A 24875-nucleotide genomic window follows, 5' to 3' on the forward strand; every position below is an offset into this window, starting at 1 on the left:
CAGTGCGGCAACGCACTGCCCGTTTTCTGTTTGGCCATGCTTGCGTTGCACCGCGAGCGGTTCATGGCTAAATGAGCGCAGACCAATCGGAACACCCGGCATGAAGAAGCTTGAAAACCCAATCCTGATGGCCACGATCGGCGCCGCCCAAGGTCTCCGGGGCGAAGTACGGGTCAAATCCTTCACTGCGGACCCGACAGCCCTTGGCGAATACGGTCATCTTTATGCAGAAGACGGGCGGCGGTTCGAAATCCTCGAAATCCGCGATGCAAAAAACGTCGTCGTTGTCCGCTTCCGCGGCATTAACGACCGTAATGCAGCCGAAGCCCTGAACGGGCTGGAACTCTTCGTCGAACGCGACAATCTTCCTGACGAAGAGCTTGATGAGGACGAATTCTATTATGCCGATCTCGAAGGCCTCGAAGCCGTCGATGCTGAAGGCAAAAGCTATGGCAAAGTCAGCGCGGTATTTGATTTCGGCGCCGGCGATCTGCTTGAACTGAAAGGCCCCGGTCGACGCCCGGCGCTCATCCCCTTTTCCGAAGCAGCGGTTCTGGAGATCGATCTGGACGCAGGCAAAATCCTGATTGACCCTGAGGCCGCCGGCCTGATCGAGGATCCGAACGACAGGGACCCAACCGCAGTCGGCAAACGTCCGCCCAAGCCCCGCCAGGGACCCTCCAAAAAAGCTCCCGGCCAGGACGAAGAATGACATTTCGCGCAACCCTCCTGACGCTCTATCCGGAAATGTTTCCCGGACATCTCGCTTTCTCCCTTTCAGGCAAGGCGATGGAACGTGGCGACTGGTCGCTCGATACGATACAGATCCGCGATTTTGCTGAAGACAAGCACCGCACCGTAGACGATACGCCGGCCGGCGGTGGCGCCGGCATGGTGCTGAAACCGGATATTCTGGCGAGAGCGATCGATTCTGTCGCCGCCGATACCCGCCCCCGCCTGCTGATGAGCCCGCGCGGCAAGCCGCTAAGCCAGAGCCGGGTGCGTGAACTCGCCGATGGCGAAGGCGTCGTCATCGTCTGCGGCCGCTTCGAAGGCGTCGACCAGCGCGTCATCGACGGACGCAACCTCGAGGAAGTGTCGATCGGCGACTACATCCTGTCGGGCGGCGAACCCGCAGCGCTGACCGTTCTCGACAGCATCATCCGCCTCCTGCCGGGCGTCATGGGCAATGCCCATTCCGGCACCAACGAAAGTTTTGAGCACGGCCTGCTGGAACACCCGCATTACACCCGCCCGCAGGTTTTCGAAGGCCAGGAAATCCCGACGGTCCTGACTTCAGGAAATCACGCAGCGATCGAAAAATGGCGGCTGGAGCAGGCTCTAAAGCTGACGCAAATACGTCGCCCGGATTTGCTTGCGGACGACTGACGCCACTATCACCCGGTTACGAAATAATAGACCGTCAGCGCCGATCCCACCGCGACCACGCACCAGCGAAGCACTGCCTGCGGCACGCGACGCGCCAGCCAGACGCCGGAATAACCACCGAGTGCACCTGCCGGGATCATCACCAGCGCCTCCGGCCATGCCACCACATCGCCACTGATGAAGACAACGATCGCCACGCCGGCAATCAGCATGGCAAACAGGTTCTTCATCGCATTGAGGTGATGATAGGTGCCACCGGTCGTGAGCCCAAGCACCGCCAGCATCATGATCCCCATCCCGGCACCGAAGAACCCGCCATAGATCGCGTTGAAAAACTGGCCGACGATGCTGGAAACACTATTGGCGCTATGCTCCTCGGAAGAAACCTTCGGTTTGAGCAAGGGTCCTGCCGCAAAAATTGCCGTCGCCGCAGCAAGCAGCCACGGCACGAGCGCGCGGAAGGACGGATTGTCGAGCGACAGCAGGATCAGAGCGCCGGCGAGCCCTCCCACAAGCGACACGACGCCCAGCACGGCAATGCTCCGCCATCGATGCAGAATTTCCGCTCGATAGGCGATCGTCGATGTCACATACCCTGGAAACTGCACGATCGATGACGTGGCATTGGCCGAGATTGGCGGAATGCCGGCGAGCGTCATCACCCCGAAAGTAAGAAACGTGCCGCCGCCCGCAATCGCGTTGACAGCACCCGACAGAAACCCCGCCGCGGCCAGCAGCAGAATCATCATTATTGTCATTTCGCAATTTCCTCTTCCCGGAAATCCAGATATCCCGTTCTGAGCAAGGCAGCAACGATGCCCGCGACAAAAATTGCGACTGCGGGATGACAAACGCCCCGTATTGGTGTATTGGCCGGCGCGGAAATGGGAAAACTCCCGTCGACCAGCAACAAAGAATGGCGAATTCGCTAGCCCACAAGGCACGTCGCGAGGCCCTCGGATGAGGTGACCAAGGACGGGAGGCGCTCTGGCTGTTTCAGAAGAACTGAAAAGGTTTGACCGATGAACATCATCCAGCAGCTGGAAGCCGAACAGGCAGCCAAGATCGAAGCTCAGCGCAAGCTTCCTGAATTCTCCCCGGGCGACACGGTCCGCGTCAACGTTCGCGTGACGGAAGGTACCCGTACCCGCGTACAGGCTTACGAAGGCGTCTGCATCGCTCGTTCAGGCGGCGGCATCAACGAGAGCTTCACCGTTCGCAAGATCTCCTACGGCGAAGGTGTTGAGCGCGTATTCCCGGTTTACTCGCCGCTCGTCGAAGGCGTCGAAATCGTTCGCCGCGGTAAGGTCCGTCGCGCCAAGCTGTACTACCTGCGCGATCGTCGCGGCAAGTCGGCTCGTATCGTCGAGAACACCGGCACCCGCGCCCGTAAGCTGAACGACGCCGAGCGCGCCGCAGTTGCCGAGGAAAAGGCACGCATTGAAGCTGAAAAGATTGCAGCAGCACAGGCACTGGCCGCCGAAAAGGCAGCACAGGAAGCCGCTGAAGCAAAGGCTGCTGAAGAAGCAGCAAAGGCAGCAGAAGCTTCTGCAGAATAAGATTGCCGGTTACGGCATGAGAAAAAGGCGACCTTCGGGTCGCCTTTTTTGTTTGTGCGACTAGCGTGGACCGTCCGCATGTGCCGACGGCGGCACGTCCTTCGTCTCGCGCCCGAGCATCTGGCCCACGATGATCACCAGCACACCCGCTACAGCAAGGCATGCCGCCAGGAAGAACATTGGCAGGATGTTACTGCCCGTCGCGTCATTGATCCAGGGCACGACATTTTGCGCGATGAAGCCGCCGAGATTGCCGACCGAGTTGATCGCAGCCAGCCCAGCCGCAGCCCCGGCTCCCTTCAGAAAGCGTGACGGCAGGCTCCAGAACACCGGCTGGCCGGCAAAGATGCCCGCTGCGGCAATGCAGAGGAAAGCGAACTGTAGATAGGGCGAGGTCACCAGGACGGAAGCCGCCAGGGCCGCGGCACCGACAAACGCTGGCCCCACAATATAAGGCGTCTTTTTCTCGGTCTTATCGGCAGCCGAAGGAACCACCCAAAGCGCGACGGCGACGATCAGCCAGGGAATGATGTTGATGAAGCCGTTGGTCGTGTTCGATACGCCAAAACCCTTGACGATCGTCGGCAGCCAGTAGCTCAGGCCATAGGCCGCCAGCGGGAAGCCGATGAAGCAGAGGGCCATCAACAGCACGCGCGGATTGATCAGCGCCTTGAAGCCGTGGCCCGCATCCTCGTCCATTCCAGCATTTTCCTGCGCCAGCCGATCTTTCAGCCATTGCTTCTCGTCAATCGTCAGAAACTCTGCCTTTTCGGGCGTGTCGTCGAGATAGAAGAAGGTGAAGGCGCCGGCGATGACGGCGGGAATGCCGGTCGCGAGAAACACCCATTCCCATCCCTCAAGCCCCAGTGTGCCATCGAGATCGAGCAGCATGCCGCCGAGCGGCGCGCCGACCGCATTTGCGAGCGCACTGAAGATCATGAACAGGCCGACCATGCGACCGCGATAATCTTTCGGAAACCAGAGCGTCAGCAGATAGAGCACGCCCGGAAAGAACCCCGCCTCACAGGCACCGAGCAGAAAGCGAAGGATGTAGAACATCGTCATGTTCTGGGTGAAGGCCAGCGCGATCGTCACCAGCCCCCAGGACACGATGATCCGGGTGAACCAGATTCGCGCCCCGAAACGGGTCAGGAAGAGATTGGCCGGCACCTCGAAGATGAAATAGCCGATGAAGAACAGCGAGGCGCCGAGGCCATAGGCATATTCGCTCATCCCGAGTGAATCGACCATCTGCAGCTTCGCGTAACTCACGTTCTGCCTGTCGATATAGGCAATGAGATACAGGACCCCGAGAAGCGGCATCAGCCGCCAGGTGATCTTAGAGATCGTATTGCTTTCAGAGACCAAGATTTCCTCCCCGGCCAGCAGCCGTGTCTGATCTGTGGGGAGGAAATTAGGTGCATCACTGGATGCGGCAAGAGACCGCAGGCCTCTTTGAGACGAGGAAGCCGTTGCCCCGTGCAGGATTACCGCAGCACAAACCGGTCGCGGCCCGCTTCCTTGGCTTGATAAAGCGCCTCATCTACGGCCTTTAAGAGACCCAGCCGCTCCGACCCCGCCTCCGGCGCGAGAGCAGCGCCGATGCTGAGACGCGCGGTGACGATGTTGTCGTCAACGACGAAAGGCCGGCGAAACTCTTGGAGCAGGGATTCGGAAAGCTCGGAAAGCGCTGCGACATCCGGCGGATCGGGCACGAAGATCGCAAACTCGTCACCGCCCATGCGCACGACCACATCCTGCGCCCGCACACACTCGCTGATCCGCTTGGCAGCATGGGTCAGAACCTGATCGCCCGCATGGTGCCCAAGCTTGTCGTTGATCTGCTTGAAACCGTCCATGTCGAGATAAAGCACGCCGAACCCCTGCTGCGAGGAAAGCGCGTTGGCGAGCATCACGTCGATCAACGAGACCAATGCCGACCTGTTGTAAAAACCGGTCAGCGGATCGGTCATGGCCGCAAGCTTCAGCTTTTCCTCGGCAAACTCCATCATGAAATTCGCCTTCTGCAGCCGCAGGAGACCGCTTGCTACATCGGCAAACTGGCGCAGGTTGCGAATCTCGACATCGGTAAGGTCCCGCTGCTCGACATCGAGTAGGCAGAACGAACCGACCGGAAGATCAGGCTCCAGCGATACCGGAGCACCGGCATAAAACCGGAAACCTGGAGCCCCTTGAATTGCGGGAAAACTTCGGAATTCCGGGTGCCGGCTGAGGTCGGGCACCACGACGACTTCGTTGGCATAAACCACGCGGGAGCAGACGGAATCTTCTCGACTGCATTCACCGATCGGAATGCTACCTACCTGGCAGGCAACCCGCTGCCAGTCCTCGTCTATGATATTGACCGCAGCACAAGGGGTGCCGAAAACATCCTTGGCCAGTTGCACGAGCGTGGAAAGTTCAGACGTCGCATTGCCATCGACCGAAATCAGCCCCCGGACGGAAAGCAGACGATCAGCTTCATTGGCAGGAAGCTGGGCTGTAAGTGCCATACGCACCTCCTCGTTGTCCTCATCACCGCCGCCGCATGCAAATAAGGACACAAAAAAAGAGCTTTAACTGCCCGTCGCTTGTGCCATGCGCCCCTAATCGAAGCAATTGCCGTCCCTCTAAAAAACTGGTAATAGACCGGCCATGGGATCGAAATTCGGATGCCTCGCGAACAAATTTATCGTGCTGCAAGACCACAAGCGTCTGCCGGCACGCTTCTTCGCATCCGTATCCGGCGCTCTCAACAGCCGACTTAGCTGACGGTCGCTTAAACGCGACCCGTGCTGCGGCACACGCTTTTGCCGCGACAAATCCCCCTTTTCAAAAAACTGTTCTCGAACGGAATGGCAGCCATGAGCGCACCTCGCACCCTCTACGACAAGATCTGGGACGACCACGTCGTCTCTCAGGACGAAAACGGCACCTGTCTTCTCTACATCGACCGTCACCTGGTTCACGAGGTGACGTCGCCGCAGGCTTTCGAAGGCCTGCGCATGGCCGGCCGCAAGGTCCGCGCCCCCGAAAAAACGCTCGCCGTGGTCGACCATAACGTCCCGACCACGGCCGACCGCCACGAAGGCATCAAGAACGAGGAAAGCCGCATCCAGGTCGAGGCGCTTGCCCAGAACGCTCGTGATTTCGGCGTTGAATACTACTCCGAAAAGGACGTCCGCCAGGGCATCGTCCATATCGTCGGACCGGAACAGGGGTTCACCCTGCCGGGCATGACCATCGTCTGCGGCGACAGCCACACCTCCACCCACGGCGCATTCGGCGCATTGGCGCACGGCATCGGCACATCCGAGGTCGAGCATGTTCTCGCCACCCAGACGCTGGTGCAGAAGAAGGCCAAGAACATGCTGGTGCGTGTCGATGGCAAACTGCCGGAAGGCGTCACCGCCAAGGATATCATCCTCGCCATCATCGGCGAGATCGGTACCGCCGGCGGGACCGGCCACGTTATCGAATTCGCCGGCGAGGCGATCCGGTCGTTGTCCATGGAAGGCCGCATGACCGTCTGCAACATGACGATCGAAGGCGGCGCTCGCGCCGGCCTGATCGCGCCGGACGAGACGACTTTCGAATACATCAAGGACAAGCCGCGCGCCCCGAAGGGCAAGGCCTGGGACATGGCACTCGACTACTGGAAGACGCTCTACACCGAAGAAGGCGCTCATTACGACAAGGTCGTCGTCCTCGATGCCGCAAACCTGCCGCCGATCGTCACCTGGGGTTCTTCGCCGGAAGACGTCACGACCATCGAAGGCACAGTGCCGAATCCGGACGAAATCCAGGATGAGAACAAGCGCACGTCGAAATGGCGCGCACTGGATTACATGGGCCTGAAGCCGGGCACGAAGATGACTGACATCACCGTCGATCGCGTCTTCATCGGCTCCTGCACCAACGGTCGCATCGAAGACCTGCGCGCCGCCGCAAAGGTGGTCGAAGGCAAGAAGGTGGCCTCCAGCGTTTCCGCCATGATCGTGCCGGGCTCCGGCATCGTCAAGGAACAGGCGGAAGCCGAAGGCCTCGACGTGATCTTCAAGGATGCCGGCTTCGAATGGCGCGAGCCGGGCTGCTCGATGTGCCTTGCAATGAACGACGACCGTCTCAGCCCCTACGAGCGCTGCGCCTCCACCTCGAACCGCAATTTCGAAGGTCGCCAGGGCTACAAGGGCCGTACCCACCTCGTCTCGCCTGCAATGGCGGCGGCGGCGGCCGTGGCAGGACACTTCGTCGATATCCGCGACTGGAAATAAACTGCTTTCGTTGAATGACGTTTGAGATGCCCGGCCAAAGTGCCGGGCATTTTGTTTTGGACTACCCCAGAACCTTCACTAACGTCCCTTTTCGCAGATGCGGCAACAGCCGCTTCATGTCGCGCGGATGAACCGCCACGCACCCGGCCGTCGGCTGATAACCCGGCTTGATCAGATGAAAAAAGATTGCCGAGCCGCCGTAGCGCTTGCGAGAGGTAATGTTCCAATCCATCACCAGACAGACATCATAAAGCCCGTCCGTCCGCTTCATTTCTTCATGGCTCGGCTTGAACGGTGCCCCCACGCGCTGAGTGACCAGCCGGTTATAGACCGCATGCTTCGGCTCGTCGCACCACAACATGTCTCCGGATATTCGCCGCATCGAAAGCGGCGTCTGCGGCAGCCTGATCCGCTCGCCGCGGGTGAAGCCGGAAATCAGCTTCATGGCCGCAATCGGCGTCGCCCCATCCCCTTCCCGCTTGAAGGCGGAAGTGCCGGAACCACCGATCGCGGCCTGCAAAGTGATTCCCTTGAACGAGACAATCGCCCTTTGCCGGTTGCGAGGCGCAGTCCGGACGGTCACGACGGATTGCTTTTTGGACTTTTGCACACGGAAAAGCGGCATTTTCTCACGAGGTTTTGCTTTGAATATCATTTTGTTTGAAATCATAGCATCTTGGGCTTTACATCGGGGAGCCCTAAATACGCTTAGATTCCGACAACACGGACGAAAAACGGGCGACACGAAAGGCAAGAGCTGTATGGCAAGAACGATACTCCTGGTAGATGACGACAACGACCTGCGCGAGACGCTGGTCGAGCAATTGTCGTTGTACGACGAGTTTTCGCTGTTGCAGGAGGAGAATGCCACCAAGGCCATGAACACGGCCAAGACGGCGCAGGTCGACCTTCTGATCATGGATGTCGGCCTTCCCGACATGGATGGCCGCGAAGCCGTCAAGCTCCTGCGCAAGAACGGCTTCAAGGCGCCGATCATCATGCTCACGGGCCATGACACCGACAGTGACACGATCCTCGGCCTCGAAGCCGGCGCCAACGATTATATCGTCAAGCCGTTCCGCTTTGCCGTCCTGCTCGCCCGTATCCGCGCACAGCTGCGCCAGTACGAGCAGAGCGAGGATGCGACCTTCACTGTCGGCCCCTACATCTTCAAGCCGAGCCAGAAGCTGCTGACCACTGACGACGGCAAGAAGATCCGCCTGACGGAAAAGGAAGCGGCAATCATCCGGTATCTTTACCGCGCCGGCCAGAAGGTTGTTACCCGCGATGTGCTACTGGAAGAGGTCTGGGGTTACAATTCCGGCGTCACCACACACACGCTAGAAACCCATGTCTACCGTCTTCGCCAGAAGATCGAACGCGACCCGTCCAACGCCGAGATCCTCGTGACCGAAAACGGTGGCTACAAGATCGTCCCGTAAATGGCACTGAACGACGATATAAAGCTTCTTTCAAGCGTTCCGCTGTTCCGCGAACTGGATGGCGATCAGCTGCGTCTGATCGCCTTTGGCGCGGAACGCCGTTCGCTTGCCGAAACGCAGGAACTCTTTCGCGAAGGCTCTCCCGCAGAAGCAGCCTATATCGTCGCCAGGGGGCAGATCGGGCTTTATGCAGCCGACCGCTTTGGCGATATCCGCCACCAAAAAACGGTCGGTCCCGGCACGCTTCTGTCCGAACTGGCGCTGGTGACGATGGTAGAACGTAAATTCACCGCCGTTGCGGCTTCCGATGCCGAAGTGATGAAAATCAGCCGCCAGCTTTTTCAGCGCCTGCTGGAAGAATACCCGCAGGTCGGTCGGTTGATCGAAACCCGTATCCGGGAAAATATCGCCGGGCTTGCCAAGGCGGCTGCGGCGATGGAACACCGGTTCCGGTAAAGCGCCGCCTCTTACGCTCTCACAGCGCTTGTGTTTCGATCCTCGGGTCAAGCCCGAGGATAACGAGTGTTGGACCGATGATATGCCCAAAGCAGGCTTCAATAATGGAAATATGCTCGCTCACCGCGAGACACCAGGAAATTTACGCAGTGCATTTCCTATTTATATCTGGCAGGGCGCTTGATTTGGGCACCAATGCCCCCCTCCTCCGTCATCCTCGGGCTTGACCCGAGGATCCAGACACAAGCCTGCCAGCCTCAGAACTTGAACACCGCCGTCACCGGCACATGGTCCGACGGCTGGTTCCAGCCGCGAGCCTCTTTCAAAATATCGATCCGCTCGAGGAATGGCCCAAGCTCCGGCGAGGACCAGACGTGGTCCAGGCGACGGCCCTTGTTTGCGGCTTCCCAGTCCTTGGCGCGGTAGCTCCACCACGTATAGATCTTCTCCGGCTCCGGCGTGAACTGGCGCATCAGGTCCAGCCAGCCGCCCTTGGCGATCACGTCCTTCATCCCGTCCGTCTCGACCGGCGTGTGGCTGACGATCTTGAGCAACTGCTTGTGCGACCAGACGTCGTGCTCGAGCGGCGCGATGTTGAGATCGCCGACAAGGATCGACGACACGCCGGGCATATCCGCCTTCAGCGCCTTCATCTCCTCGACGAAATCGAGCTTGTGGCCGAATTTCGGATTAATTTCCCGGTTCGGTTCGTCGCCACCGGCCGGGACATAGAAATTATGCAGGCGGATGCGACGCGAGCCGCGCTCGAATATTGCCGAAATATGCCGGGCATCGCCCATGCCGCAATAGTTCTGGCGATGATCCTCGAGAAGCGGGATCTTCGAGGCTATGGCGACACCGTGATAACCCTTCTGGCCATGCACGATGATATGCTCGTAGCCGAGATCCTTGAGCGGCTGATACGGGAACTCCGGCTCCTGGCACTTGATTTCCTGCAGGCATAGAATGTCCGGCTGGTTGCGGACGATGAACTGCTGCACGATCGGCATGCGCAGGCGTACCGAATTGATATTCCAGGTGGTCAGGGAGAATGTCATGGAAAACCTCGATTGTCGGTCGAGGTCTAGGCCATTTCGGGAATCATGAGAAGCAAAAAGGGCCGCGAATGTCGCAGCCCTTCAGATAGCCCGATGATGTGAAATTTACCCCCGGCCGCGAACCTCGGCATAGTCGATCGCAAACACCTTCTCGTCGAGGCTGACGCCTGTCTTGACGTTATAAATCATCACCGAGGTATCCTTGCCCTGATTGTCGGTGATCGTCCACTGGCGCAGGTCATAGGTCTTGCTGTCGAACATCATGGTGATCGTCGAATCGCCGAAGATCGTCTTGTTACCGAGCACGATCGTGGTGAGATCGCTCTCTTCTTTCACGCCGCGCACGGCATCGTTGGAAAGATCGATCCGGTCTGCCAGAAGCAGCGTCAAAGGTGTCTTTGAAAGCGGATAGAGATCCCAGGTCTTCAGTTTGATATTGCCGACAACGACATTTTTTCCATCGGAAATCACGCGCAGCGGCGATGGATCTTCGAAATTGAAACGCAGCCTGCCGGGACGTTCGATATAGAATTTTCCGCCCGTCTGCTCGCCGCGCGGGCCGAACTGCACAAACTCGCCCATCATTGTCTTCACGGACGAAAAGTGGTCGGCGATCTTCTGCGCAGCCGCGCCGCCACCGCTCTGTGCGGAAGCCGCCACAGGCAGAAATGTGGAAGCGGCAAGGCCGAACAGGCCTGCGGAAAACTGTCTACGATCAATCCGGATGGAAAGAGCTGTTTTTTCTTTGGTCATTCTGGTCTCCATCCAAATGCACTGGGCCGCAAACGCGGCGTCATGATGACTTGCCGGCGGCTTGGCAAGCCGTAGCCGACACGATCACGAAAGACTTACCCGCGACTAGCGCTCGATAATGTCGGCCTCGGTCGGCACGAGGATCTCGCGCTTGCCGGCGTGGTTTGCCGGACCGATCAGCCCTTCCTTCTCCATCCGCTCGATCAGCGAAGCGGCACGGTTGTAGCCGATACCGAGACGCCGCTGGACATAGGAGGTCGAAGCCTTGCCATCTCTCAACACAACAGCAACGGCCTGATCGTACGGGTCATCCGAATCCGACAGATTGGAGGTGCCCGCAGGGCCGCCACCGCCGCCGTCTTCATCCTCATCGTCGGCCGTGATCGCTTCGAGATATTGGGGCGACCCTTGAGTTTTCAAGTAGGCGACGATTTCTTCCACCTCATTGTCTGAAACAAACGGACCGTGAACGCGCTGGATGCGCCCGCCGCCGGCCATGTAGAGCATGTCGCCTTGACCAAGCAGCTGTTCGGCGCCCTGTTCGCCGAGGATCGTGCGGCTGTCGATCTTCGACGTCACCTGGAAGGAAATACGCGTCGGGAAGTTCGCCTTGATCGTACCGGTAATAACGTCGACCGACGGACGCTGCGTTGCCATGATGACATGGATGCCGGCCGCACGCGCCATCTGCGCCAGACGCTGCACGGCGCCTTCGATATCCTTGCCGGCGACCATCATCAGGTCGGCCATTTCGTCGATGATGACGACGATATAGGGCATCGGATCGAGATCGAACTCTTCCGTCTCGTACATTGCTTCGCCCGTCTGGCGGTCGAAGCCGGTCTGCACGGTGCGGGTCAGGATCTCACCCTTTTCCTTCGCCTGTTCAACGCGGGAATTGAAGCCGTCGATATTGCGAACACCAATCTTCGACATCTTCTTGTAGCGCTCTTCCATCTCGCGGACGGTCCACTTGAGCGCAACGACGGCCTTTTTCGGATCTGTCACGACCGGAGAAAGCAGATGCGGAATCCCGTCATAGACGGAAAGTTCTAGCATCTTCGGGTCGATCATGATCAGGCGGCACTTCTCCGGTGTATAGCGATAGAGAAGCGACAGGATCATCGTGTTGATGGCGACAGACTTACCCGAACCGGTGGTACCAGCGACGAGAAGGTGAGGCATCTTGGCAAGATCGGCTACGACCGGCTCCCCGCCGATCGTCTTGCCGAGCGCCATGGCAAGCTTTGCCTTGCTGCCTTCAAAGTCCTTCGAACCGATCATTTCGCGCAGATAGACCATCTCGCGGGTACGGTTCGGCAATTCGATGCCGATCGCGTTGCGACCCGGAACGACCGCGACACGGGCGGCGATCGCGCTCATCGAGCGAGCGATGTCGTCCGCCAGGCCAATGACGCGGGAAGACTTGATACCTGGCGCCGGCTCCAGTTCGTAAAGCGTCACGACCGGGCCGGGGCGCACATGGATGATCTCGCCCTTGACGCCAAAGTCTTCCAGCACGCCTTCCAGCATGCGGGCATTCTGTTCCAGCGCATCGGCCGAAAGCGATGCATCACGTGCAATGGCCTTCGGCTCGGTGAGCAGATGGACCGAAGGAAGCTGAAAACCGTCCGGACGAATAAACGAGCCCTGCGCATCGCGCGAGACGCGTGCACTAGGCTTCGGCGCGGGAGCTGCAGGCGTGACACGTGCAGAACGGCCACCGGCCTGAGGTGTACGCGATGCCAGGAACGGAGCGTCGTCATCATCCTCGTCATCGGCAAGAATGCCGGACGGACGGCGGGGGATGTCGTCCATGTCGAATGGCGGATCATCATCGTGGTCATGGCCGTAGATCGGCGGAGCGGAAACCACCCGGCGCGGATTGCCGGAAACCCGTTCACCAGCGCCGTCGAGCGACGGCTCCGTCCGGCGCGTGTCGCCACCGGCAGCCTTTGCCCGCACGGGCTCGTTCAGCTTGCCGAACTCGTCCTCGTTGAAATCGTAAGGCTGGTCGTAAGCCTGGCGCGTACGCGGCTTCATACCCACCATACGGCGCAGACGGGCCTGGGTAATGTACCAATAATGCGCGGCAAGGCCGAGCGGCAGGAAGCGTTCAAGGAACCCGCCGTCATCCTCCTCTTCGTCTTCCTCGTCGCGCCGCGCGCGAGAGACGACGGCCGCAACAGGCTTGTCGTCGTCTTCCTCTTCCACATCCAGCTCGAGCGGATCACCGACGAGACCGGAGGCGAACAGCATCAGCCAGATGCAGGGAACGGTGAAGATGCCGCCCAGCACCATAGCGACCATGCCGGTCGGATAGGCGCCGACAAACAGTGCCGGAAACCGCAGGATCATGTCTCCGATAACGCCGCCGATACCGTTCGGGATCGGCCATGTCTGCGGCGCGGGAAAACAGCCGAGCGTAGCCGAAGCCAGCAGCGTTCCACCGCCCCAGGCGGCGATACGCGCCGGAATGCGATCGAAACGACGGCCGGAGATCAGCGCCAGCGCAAAGGAAAGCACAGGCAGAAGCGCGATGAGCCCGGCAAGGCCGAGAAACTGCATCATCAGGTCGGCAAAGGCCGCACCGCCGAAACTTAGAAGATTGGTGGGGGGATTATCGGTAGCGTAGGAAAAGCTCGGGTCGGCGACATTCCAGGTGGCAAGCGCCGCAACGGCAAGCGCAAGGCCCAGGAAAATACCGAAGCCGATCAGCGCAAGCGCCTGCCGGAGCACGAAAGAGCTGAGAACTGAGCGGGTTGACCGGTTTGCCAATGCCGCCGAACTGCTTCTGCTCATCGTATCTGCCCGCCACCTGTGAAACGAAATAAGGTGCGCAATCCGGCAATGGCCGTCGCACAATTCCAAGACAAGGTAACGCGGGGATGGTTAACGCAGCTTTAACCACATGATCCACAGGCCGCTTCCAAAGACGAAAATGGCCCGGCGCCAGGCCGAGCCATCTGATTGTGGTGAAGAATCAGGCCGGTTGAAACGGCCTTGCCTCTTAGCTGTGATATGCGGATTCGCCGTGTGCAGCGAGGTCGAGACCTTCGCGTTCGGCTTCGACCGGAACGCGCAGGCCGACGATCAGGTCGACAACCTTGTAGAGGATGATCGAGCCGATACCGCACCACAGGATGGTGACGACGACAGCCCAGACCTGGGTCATGAACTGGCCGCCCATGGTGACGCCTTCGGCATAACCGATGCCGCCGAGCGACGAGGATGCGAAGATGCCGGTTGCCAGAGCGCCGAAGAGACCGCCTGCCCCGTGAACGCCGAACACGTCGGCCGTGTCGTCATAACCGAACTTGTTCTTGATGACGGAGACAAAGAAGTAGCAGATCGGCGAAACGAGCAGACCCATGATGATCGCGCCCATCGGACCGGCAATGCCGGCAGCAGGCGTGATGGCGACGAGACCTGCGATCATGCCCGAAACTGCGCCGAGCAGCGAAGCCTTGCCGCGGGTGAAGGTTTCGACGACCGACCAGGAAACGACGGCAGCAGCGGTTGCCAGGAACGTGTTGACGGTTGCGAGCATCGCACCGCCCGAAGCTTCGAGGTTCGAACCGGCATTGAAGCCGAACCAGCCGAGCCACAGCATGGCGGAACCGACGAGCGTCAGCGTCATTGAGTGCGGAGCCATCATGTCCTTGCCGAAGCCGGTACGCTTGCCGACCATGATCGCACCGATGAGGCCTGCAAGACCCGCATTGATGTGAACGACGGTGCCGCCGGCGAAGTCAAGCGCGCCCCAGCCGAAGATCAGGCCGTTTGCGTCCCAGACCATGTGTGCGATCGGGAAGTAGACGAAGGTGACCCAGAGCAGGCAGAAGAGCACGGCAGCCGAGAACTTGATGCGTTCGGCGAAGGCGCCGACGATCAGAACCGGCGTCAGGGCCGCAAACGTCATCTGGAACAGCATGAAGATGAATTCCGGAATGACGACGCCATCCGAGAAGGTCGAAGCCGTCGACTCGATCGTGACGCCGGAGAGGAACATCTTGGCCGTACCGCCCCAGAAGGCAGAGGTGCCGCCGCCGAAGGCGAAGGAATAACCGTAGATGACCCAGGCGAGCATGATGGAGGAACCGATCACGGTGCACTGCATCAGCACGGAGAGCATGTTTTTCGAGCGGACGAGACCGCCGTAGAACAGCGCAATGCCCGGCATGATCATGAAGAACACCAGAAGGGTGCAGAGGAACATGAAGGCGGTGTCGCCCTTGTCCGGAACTGGAGCGGCAGCAGCAGCCTCGGCAGCGGGTGCTGCAGCGGTCTGCGCGAAAGCGACAACCGGCGCAAACAGGGCTGCAGCAGCTGCGCCCATGCGTCCGAGGTTGGAAATCTTGGTCAATTGCATGGTTTGAAAACTCCCCTGTAAGCCGTGCTTAGAGCGCTTCGGTATTGGTTTCGCCGGTACGGATGCGCACGGCCTGCTCGATCGAATAGACGAAGATCTTGCCATCCCCGATCTGGCCGGTCTTCGCAGAAGAAGCGATCGCCTCGACAGCCTTCTCGACGAGATCTGCGGAAACCGCGATCTCGATCTTCAGCTTAGGCAGAAAGCTGACGGCGTATTCGGTGCCGCGATAGATTTCGGTGTGTCCCTTCTGGCGTCCGTAACCTTTGACTTCGGTGACGGTCAGGCCTTGGATACCGACAGCCGTGAGTGCTTCGCGCACCTCATCCAGCTTGAACGGCTTGATAATGGCCATCACGATTTTCATCTGGCTTCCCATCCTTTGTTTATTTCGGCCAAAGCCGACTCTCCTCATCACCGGCAGTAAAGCCTGCGACTGAGCATCTACATTCAAAGGGCGTGCCAGTTTCGAAAGGCTCTTAAGTTATTGAAAAATAAAGATAGAAATCCGAGGCTTCATAAATGAGGCAAGCGAGCGCCATAAAGACGCCGAATTTCTGTGCATTTTAAATTTTTCGCACAAAAATTACTCATTTGCCTTTTTACGAATCAAACCTTCCTGAGCCACGGACGCCACCAGCACTCCTGAGCGCGTGTAGAGACTGCCACGCGTCATTCCCCTGCCGCCGGAAGCGCTTGGGCTGTCCTGACTGTAAAGCAGCCATTCGTCGAACCGAATGGGCCTGTGGAACCACATGGCGTGATCGAGGCTTGCTGCCTGCAGGCGCGGATCGAAAACGGAGGTGCCGTGCGGATAAAGCGAGGCATCGAGCAGCGTCATATCGGAGAGATAGGCAAGGATGGCCGCCTGCAAGCCACGATCGCCGGGCACATCACCGACCGTGCGAACCCAGACATCCTGAAGCGGCTCCAGCTTCTCCGTCGTCAGGTAATGCTTGAGCGACGTAGGGCGAAGCTCAATCGGGCGCGGCCGCTCCCAATAGCGGCGAATGGCTTCCGGCGCCTTGGGCAGGAAAATCCGTTTGAACTCGGCCTCGTCCATCAGCTCCTCCGGTGCCGGCACATCCGGCAGGGCGATCTGATGCTCATAGCCCTCCTCATCCCGCTGGAACGATGAGGACAGGGTGAAGATCGCCCGCCCATGCTGGATCGCCTGCACCTGGCGCGTGGCAAAGCTGCCGCCATCACGAAGCCGCTCCACCTGATAGACGATCGGAACGCTCGGATCGCCAGGACGCACGAAATAGGCATGCAGCGAATGAACGAATCGATCGGCATCGACCGTTCTTTGCGCCGCCACCAGCGCCTGCGCGATCACCTGTCCACCGAACACGCGCTGCCAGCCGATATCCGGGCTCGTGCCGCGATAAAGATTGTGCTCCAGCTGCTCCAGATCGAGCGTCTTGATGAGCTGTTCCATCGGGTTAGGGCGCGAACCTGACATTTTTACGAACTCCGGCAATAGGAAGCGACGACCGGATGATCTATATCCACCCCATCAACAACCACAAGACTGACGGGAGCCTGTGAGATGCTGGACATGATGGTGGTCGGAGCGGGATATGTCGGCTTGGCGGCAGCAGTCGCGGTCAAGCAGGCCGCCCCGCACCTCAACATCGAAGTCGTGGAAGCGGCTCCGGCGCATGTATGGGAGAAGGATGAGCGCGCCTCCGCGATCATCACGGCTGCCAGCAAGATGCTCGACGTACTAGGCGTCTGGGACGATATCCTCGTCCACTCCCAGCCGATCAATCGGATGATCGTCACCGACAGCCGCACCTCCGATCCCGTGCGCCCGGTTTTCCTCACCTTCGACGGCGAGATCGAGGAAGGCAAACCCTTCGCCCACATGGTGCCGAATGTCGAAATGGTGAGAGCACTAAGGGGAGCCGCAGAACGGCTGGGGATCGCCATCCGCCACGGCCTTTCCGCTACTGCTTTCACGACCACGAACACCAGCACGACCGTCACGCTGTCAGACGGCTCCACCATCGAGACCAAGCTGCTCGTCGCCTGCGATGGCGTGCGCTCGAAATTGCGCGACATGGCCGGCATCCGCACAGTCAACTGGCAATACGGACAGTCGGGTATTGTCACGACCGTCGCCCATGAGCGTCCGCATGAAGGCGTGGCCGAAGAACATTTCCTGCCCTCCGGCCCCTTCGCCATCCTTCCCCTACCGAACAACCGCTCGTCTCTGGTCTGGACGGAACGGACGGACGATGCGGAAAGGCTGATCGCCTCCGATGATCTGATCTTCGAGGACGAATTGCAGCGCCGCTTTGGCCACAAGCTCGGCGAACTGACAGTTGTCGGCGGCCGCAAGGCCTTTCCGCTCGGCCTCACCCTGTCACGCGCCTTCGTCGCCCCGCGTTTCGCCCTTGCTGGCGATGCGGCCCACGGCATCCATCCGATCTCCGGCCAGGGCCTCAATCTCGGCTTCAAGGATGTCGCAGCTCTTGCCGAGACCATTGTCGAGGCCGATCGACTGGGTCTGGATATCGGCTCGCTCAACGTACTGGAGCGCTACCAGTCCTGGCGCCGCTTCGACACGTTCCGCATGGGCGTCACCACTGATGTCCTCAACCGGCTATTCTCCAACGACATCACTCCGATCCGCATCGCACGCGATTTCGGCCTCGGCCTCGTCGAGCGCATGCCGAAACTGAAGGATTTCTTCATCACTCAGGCAGCCGGAACGGGCGCGGAAGGAAACCCGAAGCTTCTGGCCGGCGAGCAGATTTGAGTAGCGCAGCGATCACAGGCAAAGCCAACGTACATTGCCGTCATCCTAGGGCTTGTCCCTAGGATCTAATCACGTCGCAAAAAATCGAAGCCCAGCAGATCCTCGGGACATCCTCGGGTTAAACCCGAGGACGACGAAGAGCGATAGGAAACGTCAGTCCTCGATCTTCCGCGCTTCGGACACCAGCATGATCGGAATACCGTCACGGATCGGATAGGCGAGACGCGCGCCTTCCGAGACCAGTTCGTTGCGCTCGCGATCCAGCGAAAGCGTGCCCTTTGTCAGCGGGCACACGAGCAGATCGAGCAGCTTCGGATCGACATTGCTGAGCTTTTCGTCCACCACTTAGAGCCTTTCCTGGTTAAATTGAAACGTTCTGTTGGCTCAAACGGAGTCGGATAGTCGTCCGGCCGGCGCGAGTCGTAGCCAAAGCATACGGCCAAGCCGGCCGGACGACTAGGCGGCCCGTTTCAGCCAACCCGAAGGGCCGGGCATCTTTCCGCCAGGATCAAAGGCGATCGGCTCGACCGTACCTTCGGGTATGCCCTTCGCCAATCGCCTTTGCCCTGACGAAAACCTGCTCCGGCAGAACGCTTCAATTTAACCAGGAAAGGCTCTGAGGCCTCACTGTAAAATCGTATCGGTATCCGCCAGCCCTCTTGCCAGCATGATTTCCGTGATCGCGATCAGCGTTTCCGCCCGCGTCTTAAGATCCGGCGCTTCGAGCAGCGCCTGCTTTTCCGCCGGACCGAAAGGCGACATCATCGATAGCGAATTGACGAGTGTGCGATTGCCCGCGCGCCCGACGCTATCCCAGTCCACTTCCAGCTTGTTGGCGTCGAGATAGGCCCTGAACACCCGCAGCAGTTCCCGCCGGTCGACGGAGGCCTCGTCATCCTCTTCCGACAGATCGCTCATGAAAGGGGCGAACCGGAACATTCGATAAGGCTGACTATCGTCTGCTTCGTCCAGCAGCCGGAAACGGCACACACCGCTGAGCGAAAGGATATAGCGCCCGTCGCCGGTCTCCGCGAAAGAAGTGATACGCCCCAGGCATCCGACGGAGGAAAGCGCTGGCCGCAACGGATCGGACGCATCCGATGGCTCCAGCAGGGAAGGCTGCACAACGCCGATCAACCGGTCGCCGGCAAGGGCCGCATCGAACATGGCAAGATAACGCGGTTCAAAGATATTCAGCGGAAGCTGGCCGCCCGGAAGCAAAAGCGCTCCAGTCAGCGGAAACACCGGCATGACTTCCGGCAGATCTTCACGTTTTACGTACCGCGCGTTTCCCACGTGCATCGGTTCGGCACCTCCCGCAGACTGCTCCTGATTACAGGTCTATAACCCGATATCTGGGGCTCCAACCGCCGATCGCAAGACCGGCGGCAGTGGATAACGTATTGTTTAGGAAAAGAGGATGGACGAAAGACGGCGACGGGCTGCAATCGTCGCGGGATCCTTCGGACCCCAAACCTCGAAGAACTGCAAAAGTTCCCGACGCGCGCCGTCATCGTCAAAAGTCCGGTCCTTGCGCATGATCGTCAGAAGATGGTCGGCCGCCTGTTCACGCTCGCCTTGAACGTTGAGGATTTTCGCAAGCTTCATCCGCGCCGCATGGTCGTCCGGATTGGCTTCCAGTTCGCGCGTCAGCGCCACGGGATCGCCGAGCTTGCGGGCTTCGATGATCTGGTCGAGTTTCTTGGAAACCGCCTGGATCGCCGGATCGGCCGCCATCTCTTCAGGCAGCGATTGGAGCATCTGGCCGACACGTTCCGTTTCGCCCATGGCGATCAGGCACTGCATCATGCCGGCGGCCGCCTTGGCGTTTTCCGGATCGGCCTGCAGCACGGCACTATAAAGCTGCGCTGCTCCCTCGATGTCACTCGCGGCAAGCAGGCCATCCGCTTCACCGAGGATCGCCTCGATCTCGGCTGCCTGATCGGCACCGGCCGGGCCTGCAACCTTGTCGATGAACTGGTTGACCTGGCTTTCAGGAACCGCACCCATGAAACCGTCGACCGGACGGCCGTCGACGAAAGCAATGACCGCGGGGATCGACTGGATGCCGAGTTGGCCGGCGATCGAAGGATGATCGTCGATATTCATCTTGACCAGCTTGACGCGCCCTTGGGCTTCGTTGACCGCCTTTTCGAGCACCGGAGTCAATTGCTTGCACGGACCGCACCAGGGCGCCCAGAAATCGACAAGAACCGGCTGGCGGCGCGATTCGTCCAGAACATCCTTGGCAAAGCCGGCCGTCGTCGTGTCGCTCACGTAACCACCTGCTGCCGTGGCTTCAGGCGCGGGGCTGGCAGCGGGCGAACCGAAGCTTGCCGTCTGGCTGCCGTATCCGCCGCCATAGGATCCGGCGCCGTAAGATCCAGCGTAGGGATTATCGTTGCCGCTCATGGATGCTCTCCCGGGAAATCAGGGTGCGAACCCTTTTAATTGTCTGCCCGAAACATCGTATGTCAGTCTGTAACTTTCAAGACAAGCGGCGTGTGACCGGTCGCCTCCAGAAAACGGATGAGATCGTTTCGTCCAATTGATGTCGTCGCATCATTGGAAAGCGGATGGCCGTTGACGACCTCGTGTTTCATCAGGTCTTCATCCAGCACGAAGGTGACATTCCTGTCCGTGTCGCAAAACGCGCCGAACACCGTCACCGAACCCGGCACGACGCCGAGATATTCGAGCATCATCTCCGGTCTACCGAACGAGACACGGCTCGACGCGCCGATGACCTTGTGAACCGTCTTGAGATCCACCACCGCATGCTCCTCGACCGTCAGGACGAAATACTGGTCCTTCTTGTCCTTCACGAACAGGTTCTTGGTGTGCCCGCCGGGAATCTGATCTCTCAGCTCCTGCGATTCGGCGACGGTGAAAACCGGTTCGTGCTGTTTCGTTGTGTGGGAAATGTCGAGACTGTCGAGAAAAGCGAACAGATCGGCGGCTGTCTTTGGCATATTTTTGGTCACATCCGGGATCGGGATTAGCGGGAGATGCGAACTATAAAGATAAGCCCGACCACCTCCAAGCCATTCTCCACATAATCACCGAAAGCCAAAACCCCTGCAAAGCAAGGGACTTAGCGGAAAATGAAAAAATCTTTGCCCGGATCGTCATTTCTCTGTTGCATTTGAAAATCGTCTGGGCCATATAGCGCCTCGTCGGCGGCAACGAGCCACCGACCAGCCGGCTCCGAACTACCACACGGACCGACGGATTGATGAGCGGGTGTAGCTCAGTGGTAGAGCACAACCTTGCCAAGGTTGGGGTCGAGGGTTCGAACCCCTTCGCCCGCTCCAGTCCCTCCCAGGAAAAAAAGCGATCAGGCTGATGAAGCGTCGGATCAAACCTGACGCATAACATTTTCTTGTAGATCCAGCCATTTTTGATCTTTTCTCTGACCCGCCTCAGGAAAATCTTTCTAGATTGCCGATTGACTTATTCGCCCAAAGCAGAACAAAGTGGGAACGAACAAGGATATTCAAATGGCCCACGCGGAAAAATTCATCGTCCTGCAATTCAAGAAGAATCGCGGCAATATCGTGCCGGGCGAAATGCGTCAGGCGTCAAACGCAGTATCTGCAGAAAAGATTGCCGCTGCCATGGCATCGCGTGTCGTGGGTGTAGCTGCTTATGCAGTGATGGTTGATGAGGAAACCGGCGACATGGCATCACCGCGTCTCATTGCCCAACATGGTGAGACGGCTGATATCGCCGCCTAATTCGCCGGGACACTGTGTGCTGCCCGCAAACAGGGAGCGCAACGCGGCTGAAAGCGGCTAACGGTCTTGCGGTGAACCGAGCAGGCGACACGCCCCTATTTCAGTTTCACAAGAAGCCGCCCCACCGCCTCAACTCTTCGAAAACACGTAATCCGTTTCCTGACGCAGCACTTCGCCTGGACGTAAGACCGCGTTCGGGAAATTCGCATGATTGACGGCATCCGGCCAGACCTGCGTTTCCAGGCACAGGCCGGCATAGTTTCCGTATCTACGACCATCGAAGCCCGGCACCGGCACATTGACCATCACACCGGCATAAAACTGCACGCCCGGCTCGGTGGTCCTCACTTCCATTGAGACACCCGAATAAAGGCTGCGCACCAGCGCCACAGAGCGTTTGGCAACACGCTCGTTCGACAGGCAGTAATTGTGGTCAAACGGCACCTGGCGACCATCCTCGAGCGCACGCCGCACCGGCCCCATCTGCCTGAGATCAAAGGGCGATCCGGTCAGGTCATTGAGCTTGCCGGTCGGAACCAGCCTTGCATCGACATCCGTTATCCTGTCGGCGGCAATCATGATCTCGTGGCCGAAAATGTCTTCGCGGCCGTCGAGATTGAAATAGGAGTGCTGACAGACATTGGCAGGCGTCGGCTGGTTCGACACGCTTTCATAGACGACCGAGAGCACGCCATCCGCCTTCAACCGGTAGGTCGCGGTCACCGTGCAATTGCCGGGATAACCCGCGCGCCCATCGACATCGGTAATCGAAAGCACCACCCTGTCGGACTGATGTTCGACAATCGTCCAGTTGCGCTTTCCCATGCCGTCCGAGCCGCCATGCAGATGCGTGACGCCGCGCTCGTTCAGTTCGAGCTGGTAATCGCGGCCATCGATCGAGAATTTTCCATCGCCGATCCGGTTGGCGCAACGGCCAGGCGTGGCACCGAAATAGGGTGAATAGGCCGGATAGGAGGCGAAGTCGTCGAAACCAAGCACCAAAGGCGCATCATGCCCTTCAAGGCGCAGGTCCTGAATGACCGCACCCCAGGTCATTACATTGGCAGTCAGCCCGCCGCCGCTGATCTGGACACGATAGACGGGCTCCCCGTCCTGCGTGGTGCCGAACACCTCGAATGCCTGCCCTGCCATGAGTTTCCTCCGCCGTTTTTATCGGCGGCAAACTGCGCGATTTGGCAAGGTCCCGCAATGGGAAACGGCGACGCGCGGCGTCTTTTCCCGACGCCGCCCCAGAAGCCACACCAAGCGCCTATTCGGTGCCAATCTTGTCCATGTCGTAATGGGTCGTCTGGTACATCTCGTTGATCCAGTTTCCGAACAGAAGATGCGCATGACTGCGCCACCGGTTCTGCGGCGTCAGCGTATCGTCGTTATGCGGAAAATAGTCATGCGGCATCTTGATCGGGATACCGGCATTCACGTCGCGAAAATATTCGTCCGCCAGCGAGGTGGAATCATATTCGACGTGGTTGAACATGTAGAGACGGTTACCCTTCTTCTCATGCACGAGGCAAAGGCCCATCTCGTCGGATTCCATCAGGATTTCCAGATCGGACTTCTTCTCGACATCCTCGCGACGCACCTCTGTCCAACGTGACACCGGCACCTGGAAATCATCGGAAAAGCCGTTGAGATAAACCGAGGCCGGCGCGAGATTGCGGTGGCGGTAGACGCCGAAGGCCTTTTCAGTGAGCGCATGTTTCGGCACGTCGTGAAAATGGTAGATCGCCGCCATCGCGCCCCAGCAGACATTCATCGTCGAATGCACATTGGTCGTCGTCCAGTCAAAAATCTGGCGCATCTCGTCCCAATAGCTCACATCCTCGTAGTCCATCTGTTCCACCGGCGCGCCGGTGATGATGAACCCGTCGAACTTGCGGTCCTTCACCTCTTCCCAGGTGTGATAGAAGGAAAGCAGATGTTCCTCGGACGTATTCTTCGCCTTGTGCGTGCCGAGCCTTATCAGTGAAAACTCCACCTGCAGCGGCGAAGCGCCGACTAGGCGCGCCATCTGCACCTCGGTCTTGATCTTGTTCGGCATGAGGTTGAGAAGCCCGATCTGCAGCGGACGAATGTCCTGGCGCACGGCGACCGTTTCGGTCATGACGCGCACGCCCTCGGAAACGAGGGTGGTAAACGCTGGAAGCGTATCGGGAATCTTGATCGGCATAGTAAGGCCCCACAAACAAAAAGCCGGCAACGAAAAATCGCAACCGGCCCGTGGGAAGTGAAGTCTAACTTCTCGCGGCCCTTTAGCGACTTTTTTAACGTGGCTGCAAGCCGGCCGGCCAAATCACCACGGAAGTTCGGTTTATCAGATAATCCTTGCGAGAGCCTCCGTCAATGGGAGCAAATTCGACCTGCCTCCATGCTCAGCTACTACAAAATTCAATTGTGCTTATTTGCCTTCTGGCGGCCAGTAGCTTTTAAGCCATTCCCTATTCGCTTGATTTAATGAGCTACCAGCCCAAGTGGCAGGTTCGACATCCAACACCATAACGCGAGCTGTCGGTGCGACCGAACGGATGGTGTCTCGAATAGAAGCCGCAGTCATTTTCTCGGTGTGATCACGAAGAAGCCAAAAATTTGCAATCCCATGCCACCAGCCATACGAACGCCACGCTTCAGCCAACGTTTTCTCCTCAGCAGCGGTCATACCTTCAGTAGCAATAGAGAAATACTTAGTCATGTGTCAGGCCAACAGATGGATGAGCCTCTATCAATCGATTCTCTTCAGGCATATCAGCAATTTTCTCAAGTCCCATAGAGCTGTCTCCGTAGAGACCTTGTTCGATAGCCATTTTTTGAAGTTTGTATTTTTCTGACCTCAAAGCGTCAGAGTCGGTAAATGCGAAAAAAACGTATGCCAAGCCATACAACGCCATAAATACTGCTAAAAGGCTGAGAATGGATTGAATTATCCAATTCGGAGCATCTCCAGCAACTGTTGCTGCTGTAGTGGCCCCCTAAACCCCCGGACACGATCTCCCACTTGTTAAGTGTTAGGAGTAATGTGCCCATTATGACCAGTCACATACCTAAGATAG

25 protein-coding genes, 1 tRNA gene and 1 riboswitch are annotated in these 24875 nt (G+C 58.8%); of the genes, 9 read left to right on the forward strand and 17 right to left on the reverse strand.

Annotated elements, in window-relative coordinates:
* Window positions 1-100 precede the first annotated feature (100 nt).
* Together rimM and trmD are read left to right on the forward strand one after the other, a co-directional pair.
* Entirely contained in the window at window positions 101-712 is a 612-nt protein-coding gene (gene rimM / locus GGE33_RS23175; RefSeq protein WP_183828558.1) for a ribosome maturation factor RimM, read from the forward strand.
* Window positions 709-1389 carry a tRNA (guanosine(37)-N1)-methyltransferase TrmD gene (trmD, locus tag GGE33_RS23180; protein ID WP_183828561.1) on the forward strand — a complete coding sequence of 227 codons (681 nt, stop codon included), beginning with the start codon at window positions 709-711 and terminating at the stop codon, window positions 1387-1389. Before rimM ends, trmD begins: the two co-directional genes overlap by 4 nt.
* Before the next feature lie 8 nt (window positions 1390-1397).
* Here the strand turns inward: trmD and GGE33_RS23185 are convergent, their stop codons facing one another.
* Window positions 1398-2147 (reverse strand): sulfite exporter TauE/SafE family protein, encoded by a 750-nt coding sequence (locus GGE33_RS23185; RefSeq protein ID WP_183828564.1) that lies wholly within the window; start codon window positions 2145-2147, stop codon window positions 1398-1400.
* 264 nt (window positions 2148-2411) lie between these two features.
* Here GGE33_RS23185 and rplS point away from each other — a divergent pair, with 264 nt between their 5' ends.
* Complete coding sequence (gene rplS, locus GGE33_RS23190; RefSeq protein WP_148147784.1) at window positions 2412-2948, forward strand: 50S ribosomal protein L19; 537 nt, start codon at window positions 2412-2414, stop codon at window positions 2946-2948.
* Window positions 2949-3008: 60 nt separating this feature from the next.
* Here rplS and GGE33_RS23195 read toward each other — a convergent pair whose 3' ends face one another.
* Together GGE33_RS23195 and GGE33_RS23200 are read right to left on the reverse strand one after the other, a co-directional pair.
* Window positions 3009-4316 carry an MFS transporter gene (locus tag GGE33_RS23195; RefSeq protein WP_183828567.1) on the reverse strand — a complete coding sequence of 436 codons (1308 nt, stop codon included), beginning with the start codon at window positions 4314-4316 and terminating at the stop codon, window positions 3009-3011.
* Between the two features lie 119 nt (window positions 4317-4435).
* On the reverse strand, window positions 4436-5461 hold the full coding sequence (locus GGE33_RS23200) for a sensor domain-containing diguanylate cyclase (RefSeq protein ID WP_148147782.1): 1026 nt from the start codon (window positions 5459-5461) through the stop codon (window positions 4436-4438).
* Between the two features lie 351 nt (window positions 5462-5812).
* On the opposite strand from GGE33_RS23200, the gene leuC reads away from it, so the two are divergent.
* Complete coding sequence (gene leuC, locus GGE33_RS23205; protein ID WP_148147780.1) at window positions 5813-7222, forward strand: 3-isopropylmalate dehydratase large subunit; 1410 nt, start codon at window positions 5813-5815, stop codon at window positions 7220-7222.
* A 61-nt stretch (window positions 7223-7283) separates the two neighbouring features.
* Here the strand turns inward: leuC and GGE33_RS23210 are convergent, their stop codons facing one another.
* Window positions 7284-7847 (reverse strand): L,D-transpeptidase family protein, encoded by a 564-nt coding sequence (locus GGE33_RS23210; protein ID WP_183828570.1) that lies wholly within the window; start codon window positions 7845-7847, stop codon window positions 7284-7286.
* Window positions 7848-7983: 136 nt separating this feature from the next.
* Between GGE33_RS23210 and GGE33_RS23215 the strand changes: the two genes are divergently transcribed.
* Entirely contained in the window at window positions 7984-8664 is a 681-nt protein-coding gene (locus tag GGE33_RS23215) for a response regulator transcription factor (RefSeq protein WP_112453880.1), read from the forward strand.
* On the forward strand, window positions 8665-9120 hold the full coding sequence (locus tag GGE33_RS23220; protein ID WP_183828573.1) for a cyclic nucleotide-binding domain-containing protein: 456 nt from the start codon (window positions 8665-8667) through the stop codon (window positions 9118-9120).
* A 257-nt stretch (window positions 9121-9377) separates the two neighbouring features.
* Here GGE33_RS23220 and GGE33_RS23225 read toward each other — a convergent pair whose 3' ends face one another.
* The 6 genes from GGE33_RS23225 to tesB form a co-directional block, all read right to left on the reverse strand.
* A complete protein-coding gene (locus GGE33_RS23225; protein ID WP_183828576.1) occupies window positions 9378-10178 on the reverse strand; it encodes an exodeoxyribonuclease III in 801 nt (266 codons plus the stop codon).
* A gap of 105 nt (window positions 10179-10283) precedes the next feature.
* On the reverse strand, window positions 10284-10931 hold the full coding sequence (locus GGE33_RS23230) for an outer membrane lipoprotein carrier protein LolA (protein WP_183828579.1): 648 nt from the start codon (window positions 10929-10931) through the stop codon (window positions 10284-10286).
* Between the two features lie 105 nt (window positions 10932-11036).
* The gene (locus GGE33_RS23235; RefSeq protein WP_183828582.1) at window positions 11037-13733 is read right to left on the reverse strand and encodes an FtsK/SpoIIIE family DNA translocase; all 2697 of its coding nucleotides are present in this window, start codon (window positions 13731-13733) and stop codon (window positions 11037-11039) included.
* Between the two features lie 208 nt (window positions 13734-13941).
* Window positions 13942-15303 carry an ammonium transporter gene (locus GGE33_RS23240; protein WP_148147774.1) on the reverse strand — a complete coding sequence of 454 codons (1362 nt, stop codon included), beginning with the start codon at window positions 15301-15303 and terminating at the stop codon, window positions 13942-13944.
* 28 nt (window positions 15304-15331) lie between these two features.
* Window positions 15332-15682 carry a P-II family nitrogen regulator gene (locus GGE33_RS23245; protein WP_183686359.1) on the reverse strand — a complete coding sequence of 117 codons (351 nt, stop codon included), beginning with the start codon at window positions 15680-15682 and terminating at the stop codon, window positions 15332-15334.
* Between the two features lie 207 nt (window positions 15683-15889).
* Window positions 15890-16768, reverse strand: a complete 879-nt coding sequence (gene tesB / locus GGE33_RS23250) for an acyl-CoA thioesterase II (protein WP_246436412.1) — start codon at window positions 16766-16768, stop codon at window positions 15890-15892.
* Between the two features lie 87 nt (window positions 16769-16855).
* Between tesB and GGE33_RS23255 the strand changes: the two genes are divergently transcribed.
* Entirely contained in the window at window positions 16856-18070 is a 1215-nt protein-coding gene (locus tag GGE33_RS23255; RefSeq protein ID WP_183828585.1) for a ubiquinone biosynthesis hydroxylase, read from the forward strand.
* Between the two features lie 153 nt (window positions 18071-18223).
* Here the strand turns inward: GGE33_RS23255 and GGE33_RS23260 are convergent, their stop codons facing one another.
* From GGE33_RS23260 to GGE33_RS23275, 4 genes are all read right to left on the reverse strand, one after another.
* Window positions 18224-18412 (reverse strand): Trm112 family protein, encoded by a 189-nt coding sequence (locus tag GGE33_RS23260; protein ID WP_112505770.1) that lies wholly within the window; start codon window positions 18410-18412, stop codon window positions 18224-18226.
* Window positions 18413-18694: 282 nt separating this feature from the next.
* Complete coding sequence (locus tag GGE33_RS23265) at window positions 18695-19372, reverse strand: LON peptidase substrate-binding domain-containing protein (protein WP_183828588.1); 678 nt, start codon at window positions 19370-19372, stop codon at window positions 18695-18697.
* 105 nt (window positions 19373-19477) lie between these two features.
* The gene (gene trxA, locus GGE33_RS23270; RefSeq protein ID WP_183828591.1) at window positions 19478-20482 is read right to left on the reverse strand and encodes a thioredoxin; all 1005 of its coding nucleotides are present in this window, start codon (window positions 20480-20482) and stop codon (window positions 19478-19480) included.
* Window positions 20483-20544: 62 nt separating this feature from the next.
* A complete protein-coding gene (locus tag GGE33_RS23275) occupies window positions 20545-21054 on the reverse strand; it encodes a YbaK/EbsC family protein (protein ID WP_183828595.1) in 510 nt (169 codons plus the stop codon).
* 255 nt (window positions 21055-21309) lie between these two features.
* Between GGE33_RS23275 and GGE33_RS23280 the strand changes: the two genes are divergently transcribed.
* Window positions 21310-21384: transfer RNA gene (locus GGE33_RS23280), tRNA-Gly, on the forward strand.
* Between the two features lie 186 nt (window positions 21385-21570).
* A complete protein-coding gene (locus GGE33_RS23285; RefSeq protein ID WP_148147768.1) occupies window positions 21571-21807 on the forward strand; it encodes a hypothetical protein in 237 nt (78 codons plus the stop codon).
* Window positions 21808-21936: 129 nt separating this feature from the next.
* Here GGE33_RS23285 and GGE33_RS23290 read toward each other — a convergent pair whose 3' ends face one another.
* The 3 genes from GGE33_RS23290 to GGE33_RS23300 all read right to left on the reverse strand — a co-directional run bounded on the left by GGE33_RS23290 (window position 21937) and on the right by GGE33_RS23300 (window position 24517).
* Window positions 21937-22959: an aldose epimerase family protein gene (locus tag GGE33_RS23290; protein WP_183828598.1), complete on the reverse strand. Its 1023-nt coding sequence runs from the start codon at window positions 22957-22959 to the stop codon at window positions 21937-21939.
* Between the two features lie 118 nt (window positions 22960-23077).
* Entirely contained in the window at window positions 23078-23998 is a 921-nt protein-coding gene (gene metA / locus GGE33_RS23295; RefSeq protein WP_148147766.1) for a homoserine O-acetyltransferase MetA, read from the reverse strand.
* 62 nt (window positions 23999-24060) lie between these two features.
* Window positions 24061-24138: riboswitch (SAM riboswitch) on the reverse strand.
* Window positions 24139-24226: 88 nt separating this feature from the next.
* Entirely contained in the window at window positions 24227-24517 is a 291-nt protein-coding gene (locus tag GGE33_RS23300; RefSeq protein ID WP_183828601.1) for a hypothetical protein, read from the reverse strand.
* Window positions 24518-24875: the final 358 nt, after the last annotated feature.

Source organism: Aliirhizobium cellulosilyticum (assembly GCF_014198105.1).
Classification (GTDB): domain Bacteria; phylum Pseudomonadota; class Alphaproteobacteria; order Rhizobiales; family Rhizobiaceae; genus Neorhizobium; species Neorhizobium cellulosilyticum.

Bases quoted from the DNA above. Each gene is read 5' to 3' on its own strand.
- rplS (WP_148147784.1), top strand. From the start codon at position 2,412: ATGAACATCATCCAGCAGCTGGAAGCCGAACAGGCAGCCAAGATCGAA.
- rimM (WP_183828558.1), top strand. From the start codon at position 101: ATGAAGAAGCTTGAAAACCCAATCCTGATGGCCACGATCGGCGCCGCC.
- GGE33_RS23300 (WP_183828601.1), bottom strand. From the start codon at position 24,517: ATGACTAAGTATTTCTCTATTGCTACTGAAGGTATGACCGCTGCTGAG.
- GGE33_RS23290 (WP_183828598.1), bottom strand. From the start codon at position 22,959: ATGGCAGGGCAGGCATTCGAGGTGTTCGGCACCACGCAGGACGGGGAG.
- GGE33_RS23225 (WP_183828576.1), bottom strand. From the start codon at position 10,178: ATGACATTCTCCCTGACCACCTGGAATATCAATTCGGTACGCCTGCGC.
- GGE33_RS23255 (WP_183828585.1), top strand. From the start codon at position 16,856: ATGCTGGACATGATGGTGGTCGGAGCGGGATATGTCGGCTTGGCGGCA.
- GGE33_RS23240 (WP_148147774.1), bottom strand. From the start codon at position 15,303: ATGCAATTGACCAAGATTTCCAACCTCGGACGCATGGGCGCAGCTGCT.
- trmD (WP_183828561.1), top strand. From the start codon at position 709: ATGACATTTCGCGCAACCCTCCTGACGCTCTATCCGGAAATGTTTCCC.
- GGE33_RS23200 (WP_148147782.1), bottom strand. From the start codon at position 5,461: ATGGCACTTACAGCCCAGCTTCCTGCCAATGAAGCTGATCGTCTGCTT.
- trxA (WP_183828591.1), bottom strand. From the start codon at position 20,482: ATGAGCGGCAACGATAATCCCTACGCTGGATCTTACGGCGCCGGATCC.
- GGE33_RS23235 (WP_183828582.1), bottom strand. From the start codon at position 13,733: ATGAGCAGAAGCAGTTCGGCGGCATTGGCAAACCGGTCAACCCGCTCA.
- GGE33_RS23220 (WP_183828573.1), top strand. From the start codon at position 8,665: ATGGCACTGAACGACGATATAAAGCTTCTTTCAAGCGTTCCGCTGTTC.
- GGE33_RS23210 (WP_183828570.1), bottom strand. From the start codon at position 7,847: ATGCCGCTTTTCCGTGTGCAAAAGTCCAAAAAGCAATCCGTCGTGACC.
- GGE33_RS23230 (WP_183828579.1), bottom strand. From the start codon at position 10,931: ATGACCAAAGAAAAAACAGCTCTTTCCATCCGGATTGATCGTAGACAG.
- GGE33_RS23265 (WP_183828588.1), bottom strand. From the start codon at position 19,372: ATGCACGTGGGAAACGCGCGGTACGTAAAACGTGAAGATCTGCCGGAA.
- GGE33_RS23185 (WP_183828564.1), bottom strand. From the start codon at position 2,147: ATGACAATAATGATGATTCTGCTGCTGGCCGCGGCGGGGTTTCTGTCG.
- tesB (WP_246436412.1), bottom strand. From the start codon at position 16,768: ATGTCAGGTTCGCGCCCTAACCCGATGGAACAGCTCATCAAGACGCTC.
- leuC (WP_148147780.1), top strand. From the start codon at position 5,813: ATGAGCGCACCTCGCACCCTCTACGACAAGATCTGGGACGACCACGTC.
- GGE33_RS23245 (WP_183686359.1), bottom strand. From the start codon at position 15,682: ATGGGAAGCCAGATGAAAATCGTGATGGCCATTATCAAGCCGTTCAAG.
- GGE33_RS23215 (WP_112453880.1), top strand. From the start codon at position 7,984: ATGGCAAGAACGATACTCCTGGTAGATGACGACAACGACCTGCGCGAG.
- GGE33_RS23285 (WP_148147768.1), top strand. From the start codon at position 21,571: ATGGCCCACGCGGAAAAATTCATCGTCCTGCAATTCAAGAAGAATCGC.
- metA (WP_148147766.1), bottom strand. From the start codon at position 23,998: ATGCCGATCAAGATTCCCGATACGCTTCCAGCGTTTACCACCCTCGTT.